Annotated in this window: 21 protein-coding genes; 15 read left to right on the top strand and 6 right to left on the bottom strand. The window is 72.8% G+C overall.

Features of this window, described 5'->3' with window-relative positions; translation table 11 throughout:
• Positions 1–117: 117 nt before the first annotated feature.
• The 8 genes from ACWEJ6_RS26490 to ACWEJ6_RS26455 all read left to right on the top strand — a co-directional run bounded on the left by ACWEJ6_RS26490 (position 118) and on the right by ACWEJ6_RS26455 (position 10,014).
• Positions 118–1,608 (top strand): DHA2 family efflux MFS transporter permease subunit, encoded by a 1,491-nt coding sequence (locus tag ACWEJ6_RS26490; protein ID WP_452426997.1) that lies wholly within the window; start codon positions 118–120, stop codon positions 1,606–1,608.
• A 110-nt stretch (positions 1,609–1,718) separates the two neighbouring features.
• Complete coding sequence (locus ACWEJ6_RS26485) at positions 1,719–2,912, top strand: cytochrome P450 (protein WP_452426995.1); 1,194 nt, start codon at positions 1,719–1,721, stop codon at positions 2,910–2,912.
• Entirely contained in the window at positions 2,909–4,294 is a 1,386-nt protein-coding gene (locus tag ACWEJ6_RS26480) for an acyl-CoA carboxylase subunit beta (RefSeq protein ID WP_452426993.1), read from the top strand. Before ACWEJ6_RS26485 ends, ACWEJ6_RS26480 begins: the two co-directional genes overlap by 4 nt.
• Before the next feature lie 79 nt (positions 4,295–4,373).
• A complete protein-coding gene (locus tag ACWEJ6_RS26475) occupies positions 4,374–5,273 on the top strand; it encodes a DUF6039 family protein (protein WP_452426991.1) in 900 nt (299 codons plus the stop codon).
• Positions 5,270–7,006, top strand: coding sequence for an amino acid adenylation domain-containing protein (locus tag ACWEJ6_RS26470; RefSeq protein WP_452426989.1), 1,737 nt, complete (start codon positions 5,270–5,272; stop codon positions 7,004–7,006). The genes ACWEJ6_RS26475 and ACWEJ6_RS26470 overlap by 4 nt, the downstream gene beginning before the upstream one ends.
• Positions 7,007–7,009: 3 nt before the next feature.
• Positions 7,010–7,954, top strand: a complete 945-nt coding sequence (locus ACWEJ6_RS26465; protein ID WP_452426987.1) for a chlorinating enzyme — start codon at positions 7,010–7,012, stop codon at positions 7,952–7,954.
• Positions 7,955–8,087: 133 nt separating this feature from the next.
• A complete protein-coding gene (locus tag ACWEJ6_RS26460; protein ID WP_452426985.1) occupies positions 8,088–9,215 on the top strand; it encodes an alpha/beta fold hydrolase in 1,128 nt (375 codons plus the stop codon).
• Between the two features lie 124 nt (positions 9,216–9,339).
• Complete coding sequence (locus ACWEJ6_RS26455; protein WP_452426983.1) at positions 9,340–10,014, top strand: Crp/Fnr family transcriptional regulator; 675 nt, start codon at positions 9,340–9,342, stop codon at positions 10,012–10,014.
• A 77-nt stretch (positions 10,015–10,091) separates the two neighbouring features.
• On the opposite strand, the gene ACWEJ6_RS26450 is transcribed toward ACWEJ6_RS26455, so the two are convergent.
• Positions 10,092–10,808 carry a PIG-L deacetylase family protein gene (locus ACWEJ6_RS26450; RefSeq protein ID WP_452426981.1) on the bottom strand — a complete coding sequence of 239 codons (717 nt, stop codon included), beginning with the start codon at positions 10,806–10,808 and terminating at the stop codon, positions 10,092–10,094.
• A gap of 29 nt (positions 10,809–10,837) precedes the next feature.
• The gene (locus tag ACWEJ6_RS26445; RefSeq protein WP_387665500.1) at positions 10,838–11,530 is read right to left on the bottom strand and encodes a DUF899 domain-containing protein; all 693 of its coding nucleotides are present in this window, start codon (positions 11,528–11,530) and stop codon (positions 10,838–10,840) included.
• 164 nt (positions 11,531–11,694) lie between these two features.
• Between ACWEJ6_RS26445 and ACWEJ6_RS26440 the strand changes: the two genes are divergently transcribed.
• From ACWEJ6_RS26440 to ACWEJ6_RS26430, 3 genes are all read left to right on the top strand, one after another.
• Complete coding sequence (locus ACWEJ6_RS26440; RefSeq protein WP_357994884.1) at positions 11,695–12,051, top strand: BlaI/MecI/CopY family transcriptional regulator; 357 nt, start codon at positions 11,695–11,697, stop codon at positions 12,049–12,051.
• Complete coding sequence (locus tag ACWEJ6_RS26435) at positions 12,048–12,980, top strand: M56 family metallopeptidase (RefSeq protein ID WP_452426979.1); 933 nt, start codon at positions 12,048–12,050, stop codon at positions 12,978–12,980. The genes ACWEJ6_RS26440 and ACWEJ6_RS26435 overlap by 4 nt, the downstream gene beginning before the upstream one ends.
• Before the next feature lie 166 nt (positions 12,981–13,146).
• A complete protein-coding gene (locus ACWEJ6_RS26430; protein WP_387665508.1) occupies positions 13,147–13,329 on the top strand; it encodes a hypothetical protein in 183 nt (60 codons plus the stop codon).
• 10 nt (positions 13,330–13,339) lie between these two features.
• Here the strand turns inward: ACWEJ6_RS26430 and ACWEJ6_RS26425 are convergent, their stop codons facing one another.
• Genes ACWEJ6_RS26425 through ACWEJ6_RS26410 form a run of 4 tightly spaced genes read right to left on the bottom strand, consistent with a single transcriptional unit; the run spans position 13,340 to position 18,651 of the window.
• The gene (locus tag ACWEJ6_RS26425) at positions 13,340–13,627 is read right to left on the bottom strand and encodes a hypothetical protein (RefSeq protein ID WP_452426977.1); all 288 of its coding nucleotides are present in this window, start codon (positions 13,625–13,627) and stop codon (positions 13,340–13,342) included.
• Between the two features lie 10 nt (positions 13,628–13,637).
• Positions 13,638–15,782, bottom strand: coding sequence for a hypothetical protein (locus tag ACWEJ6_RS26420; RefSeq protein ID WP_452426975.1), 2,145 nt, complete (start codon positions 15,780–15,782; stop codon positions 13,638–13,640).
• Positions 15,779–17,356, bottom strand: a complete 1,578-nt coding sequence (locus ACWEJ6_RS26415) for a peroxidase family protein (RefSeq protein ID WP_452426973.1) — start codon at positions 17,354–17,356, stop codon at positions 15,779–15,781. The genes ACWEJ6_RS26420 and ACWEJ6_RS26415 overlap by 4 nt, the downstream gene beginning before the upstream one ends.
• Positions 17,357–17,358: 2 nt before the next feature.
• Complete coding sequence (locus ACWEJ6_RS26410; protein WP_452426971.1) at positions 17,359–18,651, bottom strand: cytochrome P450; 1,293 nt, start codon at positions 18,649–18,651, stop codon at positions 17,359–17,361.
• A 217-nt stretch (positions 18,652–18,868) separates the two neighbouring features.
• Between ACWEJ6_RS26410 and ACWEJ6_RS26405 the strand changes: the two genes are divergently transcribed.
• From ACWEJ6_RS26405 to ACWEJ6_RS26390, 4 genes are all read left to right on the top strand, one after another.
• Complete coding sequence (locus tag ACWEJ6_RS26405; RefSeq protein ID WP_452426969.1) at positions 18,869–19,819, top strand: acyl-CoA desaturase; 951 nt, start codon at positions 18,869–18,871, stop codon at positions 19,817–19,819.
• Positions 19,820–19,925: 106 nt separating this feature from the next.
• A complete protein-coding gene (locus tag ACWEJ6_RS26400; RefSeq protein ID WP_452426967.1) occupies positions 19,926–20,459 on the top strand; it encodes a hypothetical protein in 534 nt (177 codons plus the stop codon).
• A 26-nt stretch (positions 20,460–20,485) separates the two neighbouring features.
• Positions 20,486–21,505, top strand: a complete 1,020-nt coding sequence (locus tag ACWEJ6_RS26395; protein WP_452426965.1) for a hypothetical protein — start codon at positions 20,486–20,488, stop codon at positions 21,503–21,505.
• A gap of 10 nt (positions 21,506–21,515) precedes the next feature.
• A complete protein-coding gene (locus ACWEJ6_RS26390; protein ID WP_452426963.1) occupies positions 21,516–22,850 on the top strand; it encodes a Dyp-type peroxidase in 1,335 nt (444 codons plus the stop codon).
• The last annotated feature ends 2 nt before the right edge of the window (positions 22,851–22,852 follow it).

Below are 22,852 nucleotides of genomic sequence, written 5' to 3'. Positions count from 1 at the left end.
GGGCGCTCCCCGGATGCTCAGTGTTGAGCAGACCCGTGGGGCGCTTTCGTGTGGGCTGGAGTCGGCATGGGTCCGCGAAGAAGTGGGACGGCTGCCAAGAACAAGGGAGGCGATGACATGAACCAAACCGGTTCGAGTACGCGCGGCCAGCTGTTCGCCACCATCGGCGCACTCCTGGCCCTGGCGCTGGCGTCGATCGACGTCTCGGTGGTGGGGGCGGCGATGCCCCGGATCGCCGCCGACCTGCACGGCCTGTCGCTGTACGCGTGGGTGGGGGTCTCCTACGCCGTCGCGGCCGCCGTCGTCGTGCCGATCGCCGGGAAGCTCGGCGACATGTTCGGCCGCAAACCGGTGCTGCTCGTCGGCCTGGCGGGCTTCCTGGTGGCGTCGTGGTTGTGCGGCGCGGCCCAGACGATGCCCCAGCTCGTCGGCGCGCGAGGGCTGGCGGGGCTGTTCGGCGGCGTGCTGATGGCCAACGTCTTCACGCTGCTCGCCGACGTCTACACGCCGGAGCGCCGCACCCAGATGCAGGGCGTGTTCTTCGGCTTCTCCGGCCTCAGCATGGTGATCGGGCCGCTGCTCGGCGGGTTCATCACCGACAACTGGAGCTGGCGCTGGGTCTTCTACGTCAACGTGCCCATCGGGCTGCTCGCGATCGCCGCCGTGCTGATCGGCGTCCCGTTCGTGCGCAGCGGCGCGAGCTGGCGCGACATCGACTTCGCCGGCGTCGTCACGCTCGTGGCCGGGCTCGTCCCGATCCTGATCGGGCTCACGCTCACCGGCGACCGGCACGCCTGGACCTCGCCCGAGGTGCTGGCCCTGCTGATCGGCGGCGCCGTGCTGCTGGTGGCGTTCTACTTCGTCGAGACGCGGGTGGCCAAGAACCCGCTGGTGCCGTTCGCGCTGTTCCGGAGCAACCAGGTGTCCGTCATGGCCGTGGTGGCCTTCTTCTCCGCGTTCGCCATGATGGGCACGGCCTTCTACGTGCCGCTGCTCTACCAGGGCGTGCTCGGCGTGAGCGCGACCCACTCCGGCACGCTGCTGATCCCGATGATGCTCGGCCTGATGCTCATGGCCCCGATCGCCGGCAAGGCGATGACGGCCATGCCGCGCTACCGGCTGCTCGGCGTGTTCGCCATGGCCGCCATCGTCGCCGGGCTGCTGATCCTGTCGGCCGTCGGGCCGGACAGCGGGCAGGGCCTGCCGATCGTCGCCATGGTGCTCATCGGCGTCGGCATCGGCATCGCGTTCCCGATGGCCACGGCCGTCACGCAGAGCGCGATCCCGATGGAGCAGGTGGGCGTCGGCACCAGCCAGATCCAGTTCTGGCGGATGATCGCCGGGCCGGTCTCGCTGGCGATCCTCGGCTCGATCATGTCGTCCCGGCTCGGCGTCGCCGGTCAGGGCGGCGAGGGCGTCGCGCCGGCGGTGCTCGCCGACGCGCTGGGCGACCTGTTCCTGGCCTGCGCGATCGCGGTCGGCATCGGCCTGGTGGCCAGCCTCTTCCTGAAGGAGGTGCCGCTGCGCGACATGTCGATGGGCAGGTCGAAGGCGGGCAAGGCCGACCAGAAGGCCGCGCCCAACCAGGGGCGTGCCGCCAGGGCGTGACCCCGGAGCACCGGGTGGCGGGGCCGTGCGCGGCCCCGCCATCGCCATGTCCGCACGCGCCTGCTCACAGTTGAGCAGACGTACGCGAGCGCGCGGGCGAGGCTGCTGGCATGGACTCCTACCCCATCCCCAGGACGTGCCCGCTGGATCCGCCGTCCGAATATCGGGACCTGCAGGCGGGGCGGCCCATCACGCGCGTCCGGCTGGACTTCGACGGGAGCGAGGTCTGGCTGGTGACGCGGTACGAGGACGCCCGCGCCGTGCTCGGCGACGCCCGGTTCAGCTCCGACTTCGCCACCCCCGGCTTCCCGGCCCGGCTCACCTCGCAGCCTCCGGGGCCGGGCACCTTCATCAGGATGGACCCGCCCGACCACTCGCGGCTGCGCCGCCTGCTGCTGCCGGAGTTCAACCGCAGGCGGGTCGAGGCGCTGCGCCCGGCCATCCGGCGCATCACCGAGGCGCTCGTGGACGAGATGGCCGCCCAGGGCCCGCCTGCCGACCTGGTCCAGACGCTGGCCCTGCCGCTGCCCTCCCAGGTCATCACCGAGCTGCTCGGGGTGCCGTACGAGGACCGCGACTACTTCCACGAGACCACCAAGGTCATCGGCGACCGCAACGTGGAGCCCGAGCAGCGCATGAAGGTCCGCGAGGACCTGCGCCACTACCTGGAGCGGCTGGTCGCCGAGCGCGAGCAGCGGCCCGCCGACGACCTGCTCAGCCGCCTGGGCGCCCACCGCGAGGCGGCCAAGGTCAGCCGGGAGGAGGTCGTCGGCATCGCCACGCTGCTGATGGTGGCCGGCTACGAGACCATCGCCAACCAGATCGGCGTGGGCACCGTGGCGCTGCTGGAGAACCCCGAACGCCTGGCCGAGCTGCGCGAACGTCCCGAGGCGCTGCCCGCCGCCATCGAGGAGATCATCCGCCACCAGACCGTCATCGACTACGGCGCCCGCCGCGCGGCCACCGCAGACGTCGAGGTCGGCGGCAGGCTGATCAGGAAGGGCGAGGGCGTGGTCGTCGTGCTGGCCGCGGCCAACCGCGACGAGGAGGTGTGGGCCGACCCGGACCGGCTGGACTTCGGCCGCTTCGGCGACCTCGCCGACCGGCAGGAGCACCTGTCCTTCGGCTTCGGCATCCACCAGTGCATGGGCCAGCTCCTGGCCCGCGCCCAGCTGGAGATCGCCTGGTCCACGCTGTTCGCCCGGCTCCCGGGGCTGCGCCTCGCGGTGCCGCTGGAGGAGGTGCCCTTCCGCTCCGACATGTTCGTGTACGGCGTGCACGCCCTCCCGGTGACCTGGGGATGAACCGCGACCCGCGGGACCGGGTCCGCGCGCTCTTCGACCCCGGGACCGTCCGGCCGCTGCCCGGTGACGACGACGGCGACGACGGCTGCGGCGTGCTCGCCGCCCGCGGCGGCATCGGCGGCGGACCGGCGGTCGCCTACGCCACCGACCCCGGCCGGATGGGCGGCGCGATGGGCGCCGAGGGCTGCGCCCGCATCGTCCGGGCCATCGACCTGGGCGTCCGGGAGCGGGCGCCCGTCGTCGGCCTCTGGCACTCCGGCGGCGCCCGGCTGGGCGAGGGCGTCACCGCGCTCGACGGCGTCGGCCAGGTGTTCGCCGCGATGGTCCGGGCCTCCGGCGCCGTCCCGCAGATCTCCGTCGTGCTCGGCCCGGCCGCCGGCGGCGCGGCCTACGGCCCGGCGCTCACCGACGTGGTGATCATGAGCGAGAGCGGGCGCGTCTTCGTCACCGGCCCGGACGTCGTCCGCAAGGTCACCGGCGAGGACGTCGACATGGAACGGCTCGGCGGCCCCGACCCGCACAGCAGGCGCAGCGGCCTGGCCCACCTCACCACGCCGGACGACGAGAGCGCCGTCGCCGCCGCCCGCCGGATCACCACCCTGCTCGGCGGCCAGGGCGAGCTGCGTCCCTGGGAGGCCCGCGACGACCCCGAGCTCGGCGGCCTGCTCCCCGAACGCGCCAGGCGCGCCTACGACGTGCACCCGATCGTCGCCCGGCTGCTCGACGGCCCCGGCGAGGAGCTGCACCCGAAGTGGGCGCCCAACCTCGTCACCACGCTCGGCCGGCTGACCGGCAGGACCGTCGGCGTCATCGCCAACAACCCGCTGCGCAAGGGGGGCTGCCTCGACGCGGCGGCGGCCGAGAAGGCCGCGCGGTTCGTCCGCATGTGCGACTCGCTCGGCGTGCCGCTCGTCGTGCTCGTGGACGTGCCCGGCTATCTGCCCGGCGTCCGGCAGGAGTGGGACGGCGTGGTCCGGCGCGGCGCCAAGCTGCTGCACGCCTTCGCCGAGGCCGTCGTGCCCCGGGTGACGCTCGTGCTGCGCAAGTCCTACGGCGGCGCGTACGTCGCCATGAACTCCCGCGCCCTGGGCGCCTCCGCGGTCTACGCCTGGCCCACCGCCGAGGTGGCCGTCATGGGCGCCGAGGCCGCCGTGGACATCCTGCACCGCAGGAAGCTGCGCGACGGACCGCGGGACGGGCGCGAGGAGCTGCGCCGCCGGCTCGTCGCCGAGCACGAACGCGAGGCCGGCGGCGTCGGCAAGGCCGTGGAGATCGGCGTCGTGGACGAGGTGATCGAGCCCGCCGGCACCCGGCGGCGGCTCGCCGAGGCCCTGCTCAAGGCCGTGCCGCTGCGCGGCGACCACACCAACATCCCGCTGTGAAGCCCCTGCTCACTATTGAGCAGGCAGCACGGCGGGCCCTCATTAGCGTGACGAACAAGCCGACAGACGGAGTGGAACGATGACCAACCCGAATCCCGTCATCCCGCCGGCCGAGCAGCAGACCTCGGTGCCCGCGGCGGATCTGATCAACTCGGCCACGGCTGGCGTGATCGTCGAGCGGACCGCGCAGGTCAGGAACGGCGCCCACGCCAAGGGGCGCAAGTTCGCCCGCATGATGGCCGAGATGGTGACCGCCAAGCAGGTGGGCGTCGCCAGCGTCTTCCTGTACGAGGAGACGTTCGGGACCAAGGACCGGCTGCACTGGCTGATCCACCTCAGCTCGCTGCACGCCTACGAGCAGATGGTGCACATGGGCACCTCCGACGGCGAGTACCGCGACAACACCGCCGACAGCGGCTGGGACGAGATCTTCGTCGACGGCAGCATGACCGAGACCGTGCTGCTGCCCCAGTTCTGGGGCATGTACGGGACCGCGGTCGACGGCGAGCGCGAGAAGCAGTCCACGGTCTACCTGCAGCAGGGCGAGATCACCGGGCTGCCCGGCGCCCGCGAGCAGGTGCCGCAGCCCTACGAGCAGCTCGTCCACTCGGGCAACTGCGGCCTGCTGCTGCACCGGACCGCCCAGCTCGACTACGACTTCCGGTCCGAGGGGCGCACGTTCGCCCGCGAGGCCGCCGAGTCCATCAACGAGAACCTGCCCGGCGAGGCCACCGTCTTCGTCTACGAGGAGGCCTTCGGCGCGGCCGACCGCATCCACTGGCTGATCCACATGAAGTCGCTGAGCACCTACTACAAGGTCCTGGCGCTGCACGTGAAGGACGAGAAGGTGCGGGACCTGTACTTCCAGCAGCGCATCGCGCCCGAGCGCGGCGGCGGCACCTGGGCCAGGATGTTCGTGCCCGGCAGCATGCACGACACCGGCCTCACCCCGCATCACTGGGGGATGTACGCGACATGATCGGCCGCTGCCTGCACGAGATCTTCGCCGAGCGCGCCGCGAAGGCCCCCGACCGGATCGCCGTGACCTGCGGCGCCGAGGAGATCACCTACGGAGACCTGGACGCCCGCGCCGACCGGCTGGCCTGCCTGCTGCAGGCTGCCGGGACCGGCCCCGGCGTGCTGGTGGGGCTGTGCGCCGACCGCGGCATCGACCTGGTGGCGGGGCTGCTCGCGATACTCAAGGCGGGCGGCGCGTACGTGCCGATCGACCCCGGCTACCCGGCGGGGCGGACCGCGTACCTGCTGGAGGACAGCGGGGTCCGCACGGTCGTCACGACGTCCGGGGTGGCCGGCCGGCTCGGCGGCGTCCTGCCCGGCGAGGTCGTGCTCGCCGACGCCGAGCCGCCCGAGGGACGCCCCGCGGCCACGGCCCGCGACGAGGACCTGGCCTACGTCATCTACACCTCGGGCTCGACCGGCGCGCCCAAGGGGGTGCTGGTCGAGCACCGCAACGTCGTGCGCCTGCTGGAGCGGACCGAGCAGTGGTTCGGCTTCGGCGACGACGACGTCTGGACGCTCTTCCACTCCGTCAGCTTCGACTTCTCGGTGTGGGAGCTCTGGGGCGCGCTGCTGTACGGCGGCCGGCTGGTGATCGTCCCGGCGGACGTGGCCAGGTCGCCAGAGTCGCTGCGCCGGCTGCTGGTGGCGGAGGGCGTCACCGTGCTGAACCAGACGCCCTCCGCGTTCCGGCACCTGGTGGCGGCCGACGCCCGGCAGGAGGAGCCGTCGCCGTACCGGCTGCGCCGGATCGTCTTCGGCGGCGAGCGGCTGGACGTCGAGCTGCTGGCCCCGTGGATCGACCGTTACGGCGACGAGCACCCGCAGCTCGTCAACATGTACGGCATCACCGAGACCACCGTCCACGTGACCTACCGCCGCGTCCGCGCGGCCGACCTCGGCCACCCCGAGCTGAGCCCGATCGGCGTGCCCATCCCGGACCTGCGCCTCGACGTGCTCGACGAGCACGGCCGCCCGGCGACCACGGGGAACCTGCACGTCTCGGGCCCAGGGCTCGCCCGCGGCTACCTCGACCGGCCCGAGTTGACCGCCGAGCGGTTCAGGGTCGCGCCGGACGGCGGCCGCCGCTACGACTCCGGCGACGTCGTCACCCGCCTGCCCGGCGGCGAGTACGCCTACCTCGGGCGGTCCGACGACCAGATCAAGGTCCGCGGGTTCCGCCTGGAGCCCAGGGAGATCGAGCTGTGCCTGCTCGGCCATCCGGGGGTCGCCCACGCGGTGGTGGCCCACCGCGACTACGGCGAGGGCGACGTCCGGCTGCTGGCCTTCGTCGTGCCGGACGGCGATCCGGGGCCGGACCTGATCGACCAGCTCACCGAGCGGGCCGCGAGCCGGTTGCCGGCGCACGCCCGCCCGTCCACCTACCACATCGTGTCGGAGATCCCCATGACGCCGCAGGGAAAGGCGGACCGCGCCGCTCTGGCCAGGTCCGCGCAGGCATCGTCGGCCGCCAAGGTCGTGCAGCGCATCGCCGAGGACGTGCTCGAACGCGACGAGGTGCCACCCCGGGTGGACCTGTTCGACCTGGGCGCGACCTCGCTGGCGATGACCCGCATCATCGCCCAGGTGAACGAGCGCTTCGGGCTGGAGCTGACGGGACGCGAGCTGGAGGAGGAGGCGTCGGTCGCCGCCCTGGCCTCCTGCGTCGAGGAACGACTGACCGTGAGGGGATAGACCATGCACGAGACCACCGTCCGGGGCGAGTACTCGATGACCCCCGAGGAGCTGAAGAGCTTCCACACCCAGGGCTACTTCGGCCCGTTCAAGGTCTACGAGATCGACGAGATGCGCCAGAACTGGCGGCGCGAGCGCATGCGTCTCATGGACCGCAGCAACGCCGTCTATCGCGACGACGCCGCCTCGGGCAACACCAACATCTCCAACTACGACCGGCACCTGGACTCGCCCTTCCTGGCCGACCACATCAGCCGGCCGCAGATCGTGGACCGCGTGGTCAGCGTGCTCGGCCCGGACGTGCTCTGCTGGCGCACCGAGTTCTTCCCCAAGTACCCCGGGGACGAGGGCACCGACTGGCACCAGGCCGACACCTTCGCCAACGCCTCCGGCAAGCCGCAGATCGTCTGGCCGCAGGCGGAGGAGTTCGGCGGCACGATCACCGTCTGGACCGCCTTCACCGAGGCGAACGAGGACACCGGGTGCCTGCAGTTCATCCCCGGCACCCACGAGACGATGTTCTACGACGAGACCAAGCGCATGCACTACGACCCCAACAAGATCAACCAGGAGGACAAGGACGGCGTCCGGCGCGGCTTCTTCGGCTACGACTACCGCGACCTGCAGATCGACCCCGACTGGAAGCCCGACGAGTCGCAGGCCGTCTCCATGGTGATGAGGCCGGGCGAGGCCATCCTGTTCTGGTCGACGCTCATGCACGCCTCGCTGCCGCACAAGGGCCTGACCGACGAGATGCGCCTGGGGTTCGCCGCCCGGTACGTCCCGACCAAGGTGGACGTCTACCCGGACACCGACGAGATCGAGGAGTACGGCGGCCGGGTCAGCCTGGACCGGTACGGCGCCGTCCTGGTCACCGGGCAGAACACCAACCCGCACAACCGGATCGCCACGGCCACCACCACCGGCCACCCCTTCACCACCCGATGAGGCCCGCCGTGACCTCCCGAATCCCACGGCGCGCGGCGACCCGCGCGCCCTCCCGCCACCCGACCTCTGCCCGCCCCCGGTGCGCGGCGACCCACGCGCCCTCTGACGATCCACGGAATGCGGTGATCATCTCGTGGCCGCCGAACTGAGACGTCTGACCCGGGCCGTGCAGGACGCGCGGCCGCTGGTGGACGTCCTGCGGCATCCGGTGCGCCTGGCCGGCCCGCCCGGCCTCGCCTCCCTCCTGGGCCGTGTGACCCGACGGCTGGGCGCACCGGAGTTCGCCCTGACCGACCACGACTCGCTCGACACCTTCGAACGCCTGGTCAGCGACCATCTCGCGCTCCATGACGGCATGGGCGAGGACCTGCCGCCGGCCGCCGTCGACGAGGTCGTGGACGGCGCGGCCCGGGACGGCTTCGAGGGGTTGTGCACGCGCGAGGAGGTCGTGCCGGCGGACGGGGGCCCGCCGCTGCCCGCCTACGCGGCCGGCGACCCGCAGGCCCCGGCCGTCGTGATCGTGGCCGCCTGCGGCATGCCGGCCCGCCTGTGCGAGCAGTGGATGCGGTTCCTGTCCCGCACCCATCACGTCCTCACCTGGGAGACCCGCGCGTTGTTCGGGCCGGACCCCTCGGCGGAGCCGCCGGACGTGGGGGTGCCGGCGCAGGCCGGTGACCTCTTCGCGGTCATGGACCATTTCGGCGTCCGGCGGGCGCACCTGATGTGCCTGTGCGGCGGGGCCGTCATCGGCCTGGCCGCCGCGCACCTCGATCCCGGTCGCGTCGGTTCGCTCAGCCTGTGGCACGGCGACTTCGCCGCCGTGAAGGGCGCCGACCGGACCCACCACCAGCAGAACCTGGTGGGGCTCATGGAGATGGCCGCGGCCGGCCCCGACCGGGCCGCCGCCATCCATCCCGTGCTCTGCCAGACGATGCTCTCCTCGGTGCCGCCCGACCTGGCGCACCTGGTGGTCTACCCGTACGCGACGCCCGAGCTGCTGCACCGCTACTGCCGCCTGAACGGGGAGATCATGACGACGGACGTGAGCCCCTGGCTGGCCGGGATCGACCGGCCCGTCCTGGTGGTCTCCAGTCACGACGACGAGACCGCCCACCCCGTGGGCTCGAAGGCGGTGGCGGCGGCGCTGCCGGACGCCGTCCTGCATCTGCGGGCGCACGGCGACCACATTTCGCTGTTCAAAGGTGACCGGGAGTTGATGGATATGGCCCGGGACTTTATTGACTCCGCAGCGGCCCGATAACAGCCGAAATTCGCTTCCAGGTAATTCTCCGGACATATCAGAGAATTATGGGGCAGCTTGTTAATCAGTCGATTGATGGGTAGGGGCAACGACGTCATGAAATGAATTCCGAGGGGCGGGGTAAATGAAGTCATCGGACGCTGCGCAACTGAGAGCCGGGCTCCGCTCCTTCATCTCGCAGGAAACGTCGGGCGCCTGCTCGATCCGGGTGCCGAGACGCACCAACATCTACAACTGCGGTCAGCGCGACAGCAACATCTACGTGATCGAGAGCGGTCAGGTCAAGACCCAGATGTACGCGCGCTGCGGCAAGGAATGCCTGCTCTCGATCTTCACCGCCGGCGACATCTTCGGCGAGTCCTCCCTGCTCGGGGCCGAGCGCAGCGAGACGGCCACCGCCATGCGGACCACCTGGGTGCGCCGCATTCCGGCCGCCCGATTCCGCGCCGCCATGGCCGAGAGCGAACTCATGGACGGATTCATCGACTATCTCGCGCTACGCCTGCGGGAACAGCAGGAAGTGATCGCGACAATGGTCACGATGGACAGCGAGCAGCGTCTGGCCTCCGTTCTGCTGCGCTTATCCAGAAAGATCGGTAAGCGCCGTGCCCCGAATGTGCGGGCCATCGAGGAACGCATCACCCAGGAAGAACTCTCCGGCATGGTCGGCACCACCCGGTCGCGCGTCGGATTCTTCCTCAAACGATTCAAGGACGCCGGCCTGGTCCTGCCCACCTCGGACCCGTACCTGGTCGTGGACGAGGAACGCCTGGCTGAGTACGTCGACGAGGTCAACTGACGGCCGGCGAGGTCGGCTGACGGCCGGCGAGCCGCCCCTGGCCCGGTCCGCGCGCGGCGGGCCGGGCCGGGCGGCGTTCAGCAGGAGATCAGCTCGAACGGCACCGCCGGACGGCCGCCGAACCGCTGACCCGCGGCGTTCACGAACCCCTCCAGCGGCACCCGGGCCCCGCCCGGCGGCACCCCCAGCGCCGACAGGTACGCCGCGTGCGCCTCGACCGAGGCCAGCGCCGCGTCCAGGTGCCCGGTCACGTCCACCGCGTGCGTCGGCCGCACGGAGCCGGCGATCGCCACGTACTTGACGCCGCCCCACGGCTCGGCCCCCGCGTCGGGCAGGATCCAGCGGTTGCCCGCGTCGAGGACCGCGTCCAGCACGGCCCGGCCGGTGACGCGGTGGTCGGGGCTGTTCCACTTCCCGGTGAAGGTGAAGTCGTGGTGGTTGAAGGTGATCACCAGCTCGGGCCGGTGCCGGCGCAGCGCCGCCACCAGGTCGTACCGGAGCCGGGGGGAGTGCTCGATCCCGCCGTCGGGATGGTCGAGGAACTCGACCGACGAGACGCCGACGATGGCGGCGCTCGCCCGCTGCTCCTCCTCCCGCACCTTGCGCGCCTGGTCCGGCGGCATCGAGTCGATGCCCGCCTCGCCGCGGGTGAGCAGGAGGTAACCGACCTGCTTGCCGGCGCCGGTCCAGGCGGCCACGGCGCCGGCGCTGCCGAACTCCATGTCGTCGGGGTGGGCCACGACGGCCAGTGCTCTCGTCCAGTCATCGGGCATGGGCTGTAAGTCGTCCGTCATGTCATTCCCCCTGACATGACGGAAGATCGCTAAACCTGATCGTCCGGCCCGTAGCGCCGGGCGATGTCCTGAGAGGAGGGCCAGCGGCTGTAGGCCGGCGAGCGCGGCCAGCCGTCGGGGGAGTCCTGCCACTCCTCCTGCCGCCCGTACGGCAGCAGGTCGATCAGCGCGAAGGTGTGCGTGAGCTGCTCGGTGCCCCGGCCGTCGGTGTGCCAGGTGCGGTAGACGGCGTCGCCGTCGCGCAGGAACACGTTCACGGCGAAGCCCGCGCCGGGCGGCGCGCCGACGTCGGCCCCGAACGGGCTGCCGGCCGTCGAGTACCAGGTCATCCGGTTGCCGACCCGCCGCCGGTAGGCCAGGGCCTCCTCGATCGGGCCCTGGGTGACGACGACGAACCGGGCGTCGTAGTCGTCCAGGAACTCCAGGCGGGTGAACTGCGCGGTGAACCCCGTGCATCCCGGGCACTGCCACTCCTTGCCGGGGAACCACATGTGGTTGTAGACGATCAGCTGCCGCCTGCCTTCGAAGACGTCCGCCAGCCGGACCGGCCCGTCCTCGCCCTCCAGGACGTAGTCGGGCATGCGCACCATCGGCAGGCGACGGCGCTGGGCGGCGATGGCGTCGAGCTCACGGGTGGCGGCCTTCTCCCTGGCCCGCAGCTCGTCGAGGCGGAGCCGCCAGGTCTCGGCGTCGACGACGGGCGGTAGTGCGTTCGCGCTCATGGTCCCTCACTGATCGGTCGCGGCCTGCGATGCACAGGGACAGACCCGCCGCGGTCGCGAAACTCATCGGCGGGCCCGCATCCCGCCGAGCCCGTCCGCACGGACCCCTGAGCACGTCCGGGCGGTAGCCTTCTACCTCGGGTAGAACCCGGCAGGAGGCGCGGATGCAACTCGGCAATCTCGAACGGTCGATCATGGAAGCCCTGTGGCGGCATCCTCAGGGCATGTTCGCCCACGACCTCGCGGCCGGCCTGCCCTCCCAGCCCGCCGTCACGACGGTGCTGACCGTGCTGATGCGCCTGGCGAACAAGGGCATGGTCGCCCGCGAGCGCGTCGGCCGGGCCCACCTCTACAAGGCCACCGCGGGCAAGGACGCCTTCGTCGCCGAAGCCATGCGCGCGGCGCTGGCGGAGGCCGGCGACGTGGTGGCGGCCGTGCAGCGGTTCGTCGGCACGGTGACGCCCGAGGTGGCCGCGGCGCTGCGCGAGGCGCTGGAGGAGCAGGACGGACCGGCGCGGTGATCGCCTGGTTCGTCGCCGCCGGGGTGGCGCTGCTGCCGGTGACGCTGGGCGGCCGCGTCGCCCACGCGCTGGCCGGAGCGGCCTGGTCATATCGTTGCCCGCGGGCGGCGCTGGCGCTCTGGCAGGCCATCGGGCTGGGCGCGGGCCTGGGCGCGGTCGGCCTCGGGCTGGTGGCCGCGGTCGCGCCACTGGCGGCGGTGTTCCCGCACGGCATGCACACACTGCTGCGGCAGATCGTCAGCGGCCACGGGCTGGACGGCCTCGGCCCGCTGCACCTGCTGGCCCTGGCCTGGTCGGCGGGCCTGCTGAGCTGGCTGACCGGGCACACGGCGCGGGCCACGGCCAAGACCCTTCGCGAGCGGCGGCGGCAGCGCCTGCTGGTCGACGTGGTGGCCGACCACCATCCGGCCTACGACGCCTACGTGCTGCCGGTGGCCGGGCAGGTGGCCTACTGCGTGCCGGGCAGACGCCGGCGCATCGTGCTGAGCCAGGGCACCCTCGACGCGCTGGCGCCGGCCGAGCTGCGGGCCGTCCTGGAGCACGAGCGGGCGCACGCGCGCGGCCGTCACCACCTGGCCCTGCTGCCGTTCGTGGCGTTGTCGCACGCGTTCTCGTGGCTGCCCGCCGCGCGCACGGCCCGCGGGGCGGTGGCCGTGCTGCTGGAGATGATCGCCGACGACCACGCCCGCCGCGTGCACGGAGAGCTGCCTCTGGCGCGTGCCCTGGTACGCATGGCGGCCGGTGGCGCGGCGCCGGGGGCGGCCACGTTCGCCCTGGCCGACGCCGGTGTGGTGGAACGGCTGGAGCGCCTGCTCGACGGGCGCGGCCGGCCCCGCTGGGTGTCGGCGGCGGCCTACTCGGCGGCCGTCCTGCAGCTGAGCGGGCCCCTTGCGGTGCTGATCGCGCCTTTGGTCTGCTTCGCCCTCTAGCGGCCCTGGACCTGATCGCGGCCGCGGTCGTCCTGGTGCGCGCCCTGCCGGGCCGGACCAGGCCGCCTTCGCCGCCGAGTTCGACGGCCTGGTCGAGGAAGTCGGCACCGCCAAGGTCCAGACGTTCTGCGTATCCTGGGCAGCCCGCCCGGAAAGAGGTGTCCCTGTGTACGAGATCGTGGCCGCTCTCGCGCCTCCCGTCGTGGTCGGCGGAGCCTTCATCGTCGGCGTCGTCCACCTGGTGCGCGCCGAAGGGCGGGCCAAAGCCGCCGAAGCACGGGCCGCGCGCGAGCGGGCGGCGGCCACGCCCGACCCCGGACAGCAGCCGGAGCCCCGGGCCGACGGCTGACCCCGTGCCGCTACCGGCCGGGTTCGTCGCAGCCGGGCCGCATCTGCTCGGTGTGCCCGCCGCCCGCCTCGGCCGCGTAGCGGAGCAGGTGGCGGGCGGACGCCTCCAGATCGGCGGCGGCGGTCACGCACGCCGCCAGATGGGCGGTCACCGCCGAGCGCAACCAGGCGGGCGTCCCGTCGCCCGCCTTCAGCCCCGCCTCGACGGCGCGCAGCCGCTCGGCGCAGGCGGCGAGGGCGCGGGCGTCCGCGCGCAGGACTTCGGCGTGCGCGACGATCGCGGCGATCCGGGCGGGCATGGCTCCTCCGTCAGCCCGTCGGCACCGGGACGGCGGCGTCCCGGAGCGTCCGGCGGGTGGTGGCCGACAGGCACAGCAGCGGGCGGGCGCCGTCGAGGCCCAGCTCGCGCAGCCAGCCGGCCAGCGGGTGGGCCGACCGCGGCTCGACGGCCAGCCGCAACGACGGCGCCGCGTGCAGCCGGGCCCGCCCGCGGGCGCGTACGTGGGACCGCAGCACCGCGCCGGCCTCCCGGGCGTAGCCGACCAGGCCGGGATCGTTCAGCGGCAGGCCGGGACCGAGCCGCCCGCGCAGGGTGAGGATCCGGTCGGCGGCGAGATGCGCGGACCGCGCGCCGAGCCGCAGCTCCAGAGCCGTCAGGTACGTCTCGCCGCCCCACAGCCGCGCGCCCAGGGCCTGGACGACCGCGCTGTCGACCGCGGAGCCGACGAGGAAGGCGCCGGAGCGGCGCACGTCCGCGGCCCGCAGCAGGTCGGGAAGACCGAGGCCCCGCCACGGCGGGCCGGGCTCCGGCGACCGGAACGGCCCCGGCACGACGACGCCGACCTGCAGCTCCGCGTAGTCGCCCACGCCGGTGCGCCGGTTCCGGGCGGCGTGCACGACGACCAGCGCCCGCCCCGCCACCCGTACGACGGGACCGAGCCCCGTGCCCTCCAGCAGCCCCGCCACCGCCGCCGGGCTGACCGCGAACCAGGCCGTGAGCGCCTCGCCGTCGCGGCAAATGATCGGCAGCTCGACGACCCCCTCGGGCCCGTCCACCGGCACGGCCCGGACGGGCGACCGCTCCGGCGCGGGCGGACGATCGAACAGCAGGTACGCCTGCGAGCGCACGACCCGCCCCCGGTACGGGGCGAGCCGCTGCTCGATGACGTCGCGGGCCTCGGGCAGGTCGTCGGTGAGGTTGGCGAGGTAGCGCTCGATGCTGTGGCACTGCGGGAACATGTGGGTGGAATCGCTGTAGTCCACCACGTACCAGTCGGGGTGCAGGTCGAAGCAGGTGCCGGCGCCCTGCCCGTCGAGGGTGGGGATGATGTCGTGCTGGTTGGTGACGCTGGCCACCCAGGTGCGCGGGTCGGCGGGGCGTTTGAAGTCGACGGGCGAGCCGACGGCGACGGCGTGCGTGACCGTGTGCCGGGCGCAGAAGGCGGGGTCCTGGGCCAGGTTCATGATCGCCGCCCCGCCCGCGCTGTGCCCGACGAGCGCCAGTTCGGCGCCCGGCGGCGGCCCGTAGTCGGCGACGGCCTGTGCCAGGGCGCGGCTGTAGGGGCTGGCGGCCAGCACGGCGCTGCTGAACGCGCCGAGCAGGTCCTGGGGCGACTCGCCGTCGGGACGCCCGAGGCGCATGCCCGGCGCGTGCAGGACGTGCCGGATCACGCCGTCCGGCCCCTCGACGCTCTGGAGGAGGGCCCGCCCGGTGGTGCCGATCGTGCTGATGTTGGACAGGAAGCCGAGCAGCGAGCCGCGCGCGCACAGCCGGGCGGACTCGGCCGCGCTCAGCTCGACCCGGCGCGCGGCGCCCTCCCCGACGTCGAGGACGGCGATCGCCCTGTTGCTCAGCCCGAGGAGCGGATCGGCGGTGGCGAAGCCCCTCCCCGTCGCGATGAGCCAGGCGGCGGCGTCGTTGAGCGGGTTCTCGTCCAGCAGCGCGCGCAGCGCCAGGACCTCGCCGAAGACCGGCGCGAGCTGGCTCAGCGCGCGCACCGCGCCACGGTCCTTGACCAGGGCGCGCAGGGCCCGGACGGCCTCCACGTCGCGGTCGGCGGCGGCCGCCTCGACGAGCCGGGCGAGCATGGGGTCCTCGGTCAGCTCGGGATGGGCGACCGCCACCGCCGCCACGCGCAACCGCAACGACGTGGCCAGCACCCGTACGGCCAGGCTCTCGGCCCCCAGCAGGGCGCCGGCCTTGGCGGCCGCGGTCGCCAGCCGGCCCCCGGCGAACGAGTAACCGAGGCCCCGGCCGTTCGTCGTGGCCCGCAGCAGCGCCCGGTAGGCGGGCCGGGCCGCCGAGGGGGCGCGCGGCACGGCGCGCAGCAGCGCGTCGTCGGTCAGCGCGGCCGTGGCGTGCGACGCCGCGCCGTGGATGGCGACCGCGACGTCCACCAGCTCCCGGGCCAGGGCGCGCAGGGTCCCGGCGGCCGGATCGTCGTCGCCGGTCACGGCCGGGCCCGCCGGGACATGCTGACGAAGCGGGGGGCCGGGTCCTCGGGCGTGTTGCGGCGCAGCACGTCCGAGAGCGTGCGCGTGGCCGCGATGACCCGCAGGCCCTGGGGGGAGAACGTGGCGGCGTTGAAGATCCGCGGCGCCAGCAGCGGGTTGGTGAGCGCCTGGGAGAAGGCGTCGATGGCGATGATCTTGGTCAGCAGTGGCGGCAGGATCGCGTCGGCGGAGCCGGGCTCCTCGGCGAACAGCCCGACGTACAGGTCGACGTCGTCGACGTCGCGGTAGAGGTCGCGCAGCGCGCCGCTGACCCGCCGGTCGCCGGTGATCTGCTCGAAGGCGCGCACCCGGGGGAAGCGGCAGTGCTCGCGGTAGCCGTTGTACGGGGCCAGGCCCAGCACCCGCGAGTCGGCGAGGCTGGCCACGTCGATCTCGCGCAGCACCGGGTCGGTGTTGAACAGGCCGATGCGCCCGGCGCGCTGGCGGGAGGCGTCCTCGAACAGCCGCCCGAGCCCGGGTTCGGGGAGCAGCGAGCCGGCGAAGAAGGTCTCGGCCATCGGCAGCTCCCGCCCGGCCACCGACAGGCGGGACGGGACCAGGCTGTGCCAGCGGTAGACGAGGTTGAACTCCACGGAGGCCCAGTTCTGCCGGTGCCAGGCCGCGCGGTCGAGCCGCGTGGACAGCCACGGGTCGAGGGCGAACCGGAAGTGGTAGGGGGTGATGTGGTTGATGTACTCCTCGACGACCAGTTTGATCAGCAGCACGATGAGGACGTTGCGGGCGGTCTGGAACAGCCGTTCGTCGTCCCAGCGCGGATTCTCCCGGGCCAGCAGCCGCGCCACCCTGTTGTGCTCGCGCAGGAACAGCACCGTCAGCATGGTGAAGCCGATCTGGCCGTTGCCCCGGTCGCTGCCGGTGGCGAACAGCGTGTCGCGCCGGGCGTCGGAGAGCTGGTCGAAGCGGATGACGCGCAGCGGGGCGAACTCCGGCTTGATCTTGCCGTTCGCGCACAGGTAGGGCGGGAACTCGCCGCCGCCGAGCGACTGGCTCTTGAGCAGCCCGCCGTCGAAGGCGCGCAGCGCGGCCGTCGCCGCCTCGTCGAGGCCGTACACCTGGTTGAGGTCGATGTGGTGGTTGGAGCTGTTCTTGCGCGGGTCGCGCGGGACGTTGACGTCGCCGCGCAGGAAGCCGTCGGTGAACCACTGGGCGAAGTACGCGAAGAGCACCGTGGACCGCGGGCACGGGATCATGGACTCGCCGCGGGCGAACAGGTCGGCGGCTCGCTCCGGCGTGGGCAGCCGATCTTCGGCGACGGCGACCGGAGGCAGGTGCCTGCCGCTGTAGGTGCGGTCGGTCAGGGAGGCCCACGAGGTGTAGTCGGCCATGGTGCTCAGCGGCTCGGGGCGCGGCGGCATCTCGCGGATCGCGTGGTCGATCAGCGAGGCGTTGATCCGGCGCCGCACCGGGCGGCTGCTCTGCAGCAGGTCCCAGAGGGGCCGGCCGTGGGTCAGGGCCAGGAACCTGAGCCGGTTGGACAGGCCGTCCGTGGCGATGCTGCGTGCTCGGCTCGCCATCGTCAGCCTTCCCGCACGCCGGCGCCGAGCCCGAGCGCGAAGGCGTCGGGGAAGATCCCGAGTGACCGCTCCACCCGGCCCTCCGGCGGCGGCAGCAGCCGTACGCCCGGACGCAGCAGCAGCCGGCGCACGGTCTCGGCGATCACCACCTCGGCCACGTGCACGCCCAGGCAGGCGTGATGACCCGAGCCGAAGAACAGCCGATGGTGACGGGGACGGTCGAGGCGGAACTCGCCGGGATCCGGCACCACGTCCGCGTCGAACATGGCGGAGGCCGGCGCCGCGAGCACGAACGTGCCCGCCGGGATCACCGTGCTGCGCGGCGTGCCGGCGGCCAGCACGTGGTCGCGCTCGCACAGCCGGGGAAGCAGCTTGAAGAACGGGCTGAACCGCAGCGCCTCCCACACGTACGGGTTGAACCGCTCGGGATCGCCGGCGACGGCCGTGGCCTCGGCCAGCACCCGCGGGCGCAGCAGGAGCTGCTCGACCGCCTCGGCCATGGCCCCCGGCGCGCTCTCCACGAAGCCCAGCGGCAGCCCGGCCATGTTGATCACGATGCGGTCGTCGGGGACGGCGGGCAGGGACGCCCGGACCAGGCGGGCGAAGACGTCGTCGGGCAGGTCCCGGCCGGCGCGCAGCGTGGCCCGGTGCTCGGCGAGCAGGTCACGCAGGTACCCGACCAGCTCGGCGCCCGCCTTGACGGACGCCGCCTGGAGCTCGGGGTCGCCGAGGAAGTTGGCGAAGCCGTCGGCGACGATGGCCCGCGTCCAGTGGCCCAGGGTGCGCGGGCCGGGGCCGGGAACGCCGAAATACCGCGCGCACACGCCGAGGGCGACCGGGCGGAACAGCCCTTCGACCGCCTCCAGCCGCCCGCCCGGCTCGGCGGCGTCGAGCAGCTCGTCGGCCAGGCGGCCGGTCAGCTCGCGCACGCCGGCCGCGTCCTCCGGGGCGAGCATGAGCTGCATCAGGCCCTTCTCCCGCCAGTTCATCGGCGTGGCGTCCCGGCCGAGCATGAACGGGGCGCCCAGCGCGGCGTCGAGGCGGGGACCGAAGGCGCGTACGGAGAAGACCTGCTCGTGGGCGAGCACCTCGATCACGTCGGCGAAGCGGGTGACGACCGTGAAGGCGGGCGTGACGAAGACCGGACGCCGCTCCCGCAGCTCGGCGAACAGGCTCCGCCAGTCGGTCCGCATCCACTCCCGGACCAGGCCGAACGCCGATATCGGGTCTTCAGCCAGCGCCTGGTCGTACCTCTCCAGATAGCCGCCCGTGGTCGCCTGATCGACAGCACCCATTCCGTGGACCTTCCGCCTGATATCGGAGCGCACAGGGATGATCACTTTGCGCAATCACAATCTAGGGAGGCGTCACACCCTTTCTTCATGACAATCGAGTGCATTGTTTTGGTGCCTCACGGTAATTACTCCGTCACTGTCAGGACATTGCCGCAGTCCATGGGCCTGGTCATTGAATAAGGAGCCTGATCGACCCGTACCGCTCATGGGAGGAAACGTGACGTCACCCCTGCCGCAGCCGGGCACGGCGGAGACGGTGACGGTCACCACCGGCCGCCGCACCGCCTACCTGGTCGTCCTGGTCGTCCTGCCCGTGCTGCTGCTGGCCCTCGCGGTGCCGGCGGCCTGGGGCTGGGGCATCGGCCCGCGCGACCTGGCCATCGCGGTCGTGATGTACCTGGTGAGCATCTTCGGCATCGCCATCGGCTACCACCGCCTGTTCACCCACCGCGCCTTCAGGGCCAACCGGGCGCTGCGGATCGCGCTCATGCTGGCCGGCGGCATGGCCGTCGAGGGCCCCCTCACCCTGTGGGCCGCCGAGCACCGCCGCCACCACAAGTACGCCGACCGCGAGGGCGACCCGCACTCGCCGTGGCGCTACGGCGACAGCGGCCCGGCCCTGCTGCGCGGCATGCTGCACGCCCACGTCGGCTGGTTCTACACGGCCCGCCGGCGCTCCAGCCGCCGGCACTGGGTGCCCGACCTGCTGGCCGATGCGGACGTGCGCCGTTTCGACGCCGCCTACCCGGCGGTCGTGCTGCTGTCGTTCGCGCTTCCGGCCGCGGCCGGCGGACTCTGGTCGATGTCGTGGGCGGGCGCGTGGAGCGGGCTCCTGTGGGGCGGCCTGGTCCGCTACGCCGTCGTGCACCACGTCACCTGGTCGGTGAACTCGATCGCCCACACCTTCGGCGACCGCCCGTTCCGCACCAGGGACCGGTCGTCCAACGTGTGGTGGGTGGCGATGCTGACGCTCGGCGAGGGCTGGCACAACTGGCACCACGTCGACCCCACCTGCGCCCGGCACGGCGTGCTCAAGGGCCAGCTCGACCCGAGCGCGCGGCTGATCCGCTGGTTCGAGCGGGCGGGCTGGGCCCACGCCGTGCGCTGGCCGGCCCCCGACCGCCTGACCTCCCGCCGCGCCGAGCGCGTCCCCGGCTCCTCGCGCTGACACGGGCGGCCGGGATACCGCGACGCGCCACCCCCGTATGGGACGATGGAGCCAGTCAGGTCGCTTCAGCCCTCCTCCCACGAGCACCACGTCGGAGAGGACGGTCATGGAGATCACGCCGCAGGCGGTCGTCATCCCGAAGGAGACCGATCACCTGGAGCAGGGCAAGTACGGCCCCGTCTTCCCGCGCGGCCCCGCCTGTTACGGATTCACCGTCATCGCCCGGGTCAAGCCCGGCCGGGCCGACGCCATCCGGGGCTACGGCGACACGCTCGCCCAGGCACTGAAGGACGACCCCGGCCTGCTGGCCCCCCTGAAGCTGCACTACCTGCGCTGGGTGCTGTTCGACGACGACACCCGCTTCATGTACCAGGGAATCTTCGACACCGACTTCGACAAGTACACCGAAGACGCCATCGCGCTGTTCACCAGGGCGGGGGTGAACACGGTCTTCGAGAACCTCGAAGGTTTCCCCGAGGACTGGAAGACCAACCCCGAGGCGTTCGTCCGGTTCGTCCGCGAGCATCACTGCCCCAGCTTCATCGAGTACGGCGAGTACCCGTACGTCACCGCCGACGAGATCAAGAAGGCGCTGCGGATCAAGGGCGCTCTGTCGGACATGCTCGACCAGCTGCAGTGACGGCCCCGGACGGCGCAGGAGATCAGATGAGTGAGCCGAAGACGGCGCGCACCTACAACCAGGACCACGTGCCGCGCCCGTACGCCCCCGGCCGGCGGCGGGTGAGCATCTACGTCGCGTGGAGCTATCCGGCCGAGGCGGGCCGGGACGTCACCGGGCTGGACAACCGGTTCTCCACGATGACCGAGGTGCGCCGCGTGCAGTGGCCGGCCTACGAGGATCCGCAGTGGTCCGACCCCATGCGCTTCCAGCAGGGCATCGCGGGCGGCCTGGAACTGTTCTTCTGGGGCTGGCTGCCCTTCCAGCGGTTCGTCCAGGAGGTCACCGGGTACCCGGTGCCGGTGTACCAGCGCGTCGACCAGGCCGGGTTCCACACCCCGCTGGACGAGCGGGTGCTGGCCGACACCGACACCCTGTTCGTGTGGGGGCTGGACCACATGATCACGGCACAGGAGGCCACGGCCGCCGAGATCGAGGCGGTGCGCGCGTTCCTCACCCGCGAAGGGACCTGCCTGGCCCTCGGGCCGCACCATGACGTCGGCGCGACCGGCGACCTGGCCGTCCGTGACGTCGAGTACCACCACCACGGCGACGCGCTCGTGCCCCGCCAGCAGCGGTTCGGCGGGTACACCCGGTCGCTGATGGCGGGCCTGGGGGTGCCGGTGGAGAACCGGTACGGGCTGCGTCCCGCCGTGATGGGAACCGGGCAGAACGCCCCGCTGTCCATCGCCAGGGACCTGGACGCCAAGGGGTGGCTCGAAGGGGTGTCCCACTTCAACTTCCACATGCACCTGCCCCACTACGCCGTGACCACCGACGACCCGGACGCCGTCCGGGTGCTGGGCCGGCAGCCGATCGACCTGACCCGGCCGACGCACCCGTTCGTCGAGGCCGGGAACACCGAGTTCAACATGTTCCTGTGGCTGCCCCCGCGCGGCGACCGGGCCGGGGACGTGATCCTCGCCGACTCCACGATCTTCAGCTCGCTGTTCGGCGTGGACGAGAGCCTGCGCGCCTTCTGGAACAACCTCGTCAGAGCCACGTGAGCGGCATCCGGTGAACGAACACACTCCGGCCACGCTCGACCTGGACGACATCCAACGCGGGGTGCTCAGCGCGCGGCCGACCCCGTACGCGGCGACGTACCTGCTGTTCCGCATCGACGACCGCGCCCAGGGCCGGGAGCTGATGCGGCGAGTGAGCGCCGTGGTGACCTCCGCGGCCGACCCGGTGAGCCCGCTGGGGGAGACGTGGGTCAGCGTCGCGCTCACCTACCAGGGGCTGAAGGCCCTCGGCGTGCCGCAGGCCTCGCTGGACACGTTCGCGTGGGAGTTCCGGCAGGGCATGGCCGCCCGCGCCGCCGCCCTGGGGGACACCGGGGACAGCGGACCCGACCGCTGGGAGCGTCCGCTCGGCACCCCGGACGTGCACGTGGTGCTGGCGGCGCTCGCGCCCGACAACGCGCGCCTGCAGGCCGCGATCGAACGCGCCCGCCCCGCCTACGACGCACTGCCGGGCGTGACGGCCGTCTGGCGGCAGAACTGCCACGCCCTGCCCACCGAGACCGAGCCCTTCGGCTACCGCGACGGCGTCAGCCATCCCGCCGTCGAGGGCAGCGGCATCGCCGGGTCCAACCCCCTGGAGACGCCGCTCAAGGCGGGCGAGTTCGTGCTCGGCCGGCCCGACGAGCTGGGCGGCGTCCAGGCACCCCAGCCCGACGAGCTGGGGCGCAACGGCACCTACGTGGCCATCCGCAAGCTGCACCAGCGGGTCGCGCTGTTCCGTCGCTACCTCAGGGACAACGCCACCGATCCGCAGGACGAGGAGCTGCTGGCCGCGAAGATCATGGGTCGCTGGCGCAGCGGCGCGCCGCTGGCGCTCAGCCCGCTGCGCGACGACCCGGCCCTCGGCGCCGACGCCGCCCGCCGCAACGCCTTCCTGTACCGGCAGGACGACCCCGCCGGCTTCACCACTCCCGGCGGCTGCCACATCCGCCGGGCCAACCCCCGGGACGCGGCGGTGGCCGGCGTCCCGAGGCTGCACCGCATGATCAGGCGCGGCACCGTCTACGGGCCGCCGCTGCCCGACGGCGTCCTGGACGACGACGGCGCCGACCGGGGGCTGATGTTCGCCTTCGTCGGAGCCCATCTCGGGCGGCAGTTCGAGTTCGTCCAGACCGAATGGCTGAACGACGGCGTCTTCTTCGGCGGGGGCCCGGCCAGGGATCCCGTGACCGGCTCCGCCGACGGCTCCGGCGACTTCACCGTCCCCCGGCGTCCCGTACGGCGGCGCCTGGAGTCCCTGCCCCGGTTCGTCGTCACGCGCGGCGGCGAGTACGGCTTCATGCCGAGCCTGACCGCCCTGCGCTGGCTCGGCGACCTCGCCGGCTGACG

This window comes from Nonomuraea sp. NPDC004702 (assembly GCF_053601695.1).
The sequence above is the reverse complement of the archived record's forward strand: the minus strand, read 5'-3'. Positions and strand labels throughout refer to the sequence as shown.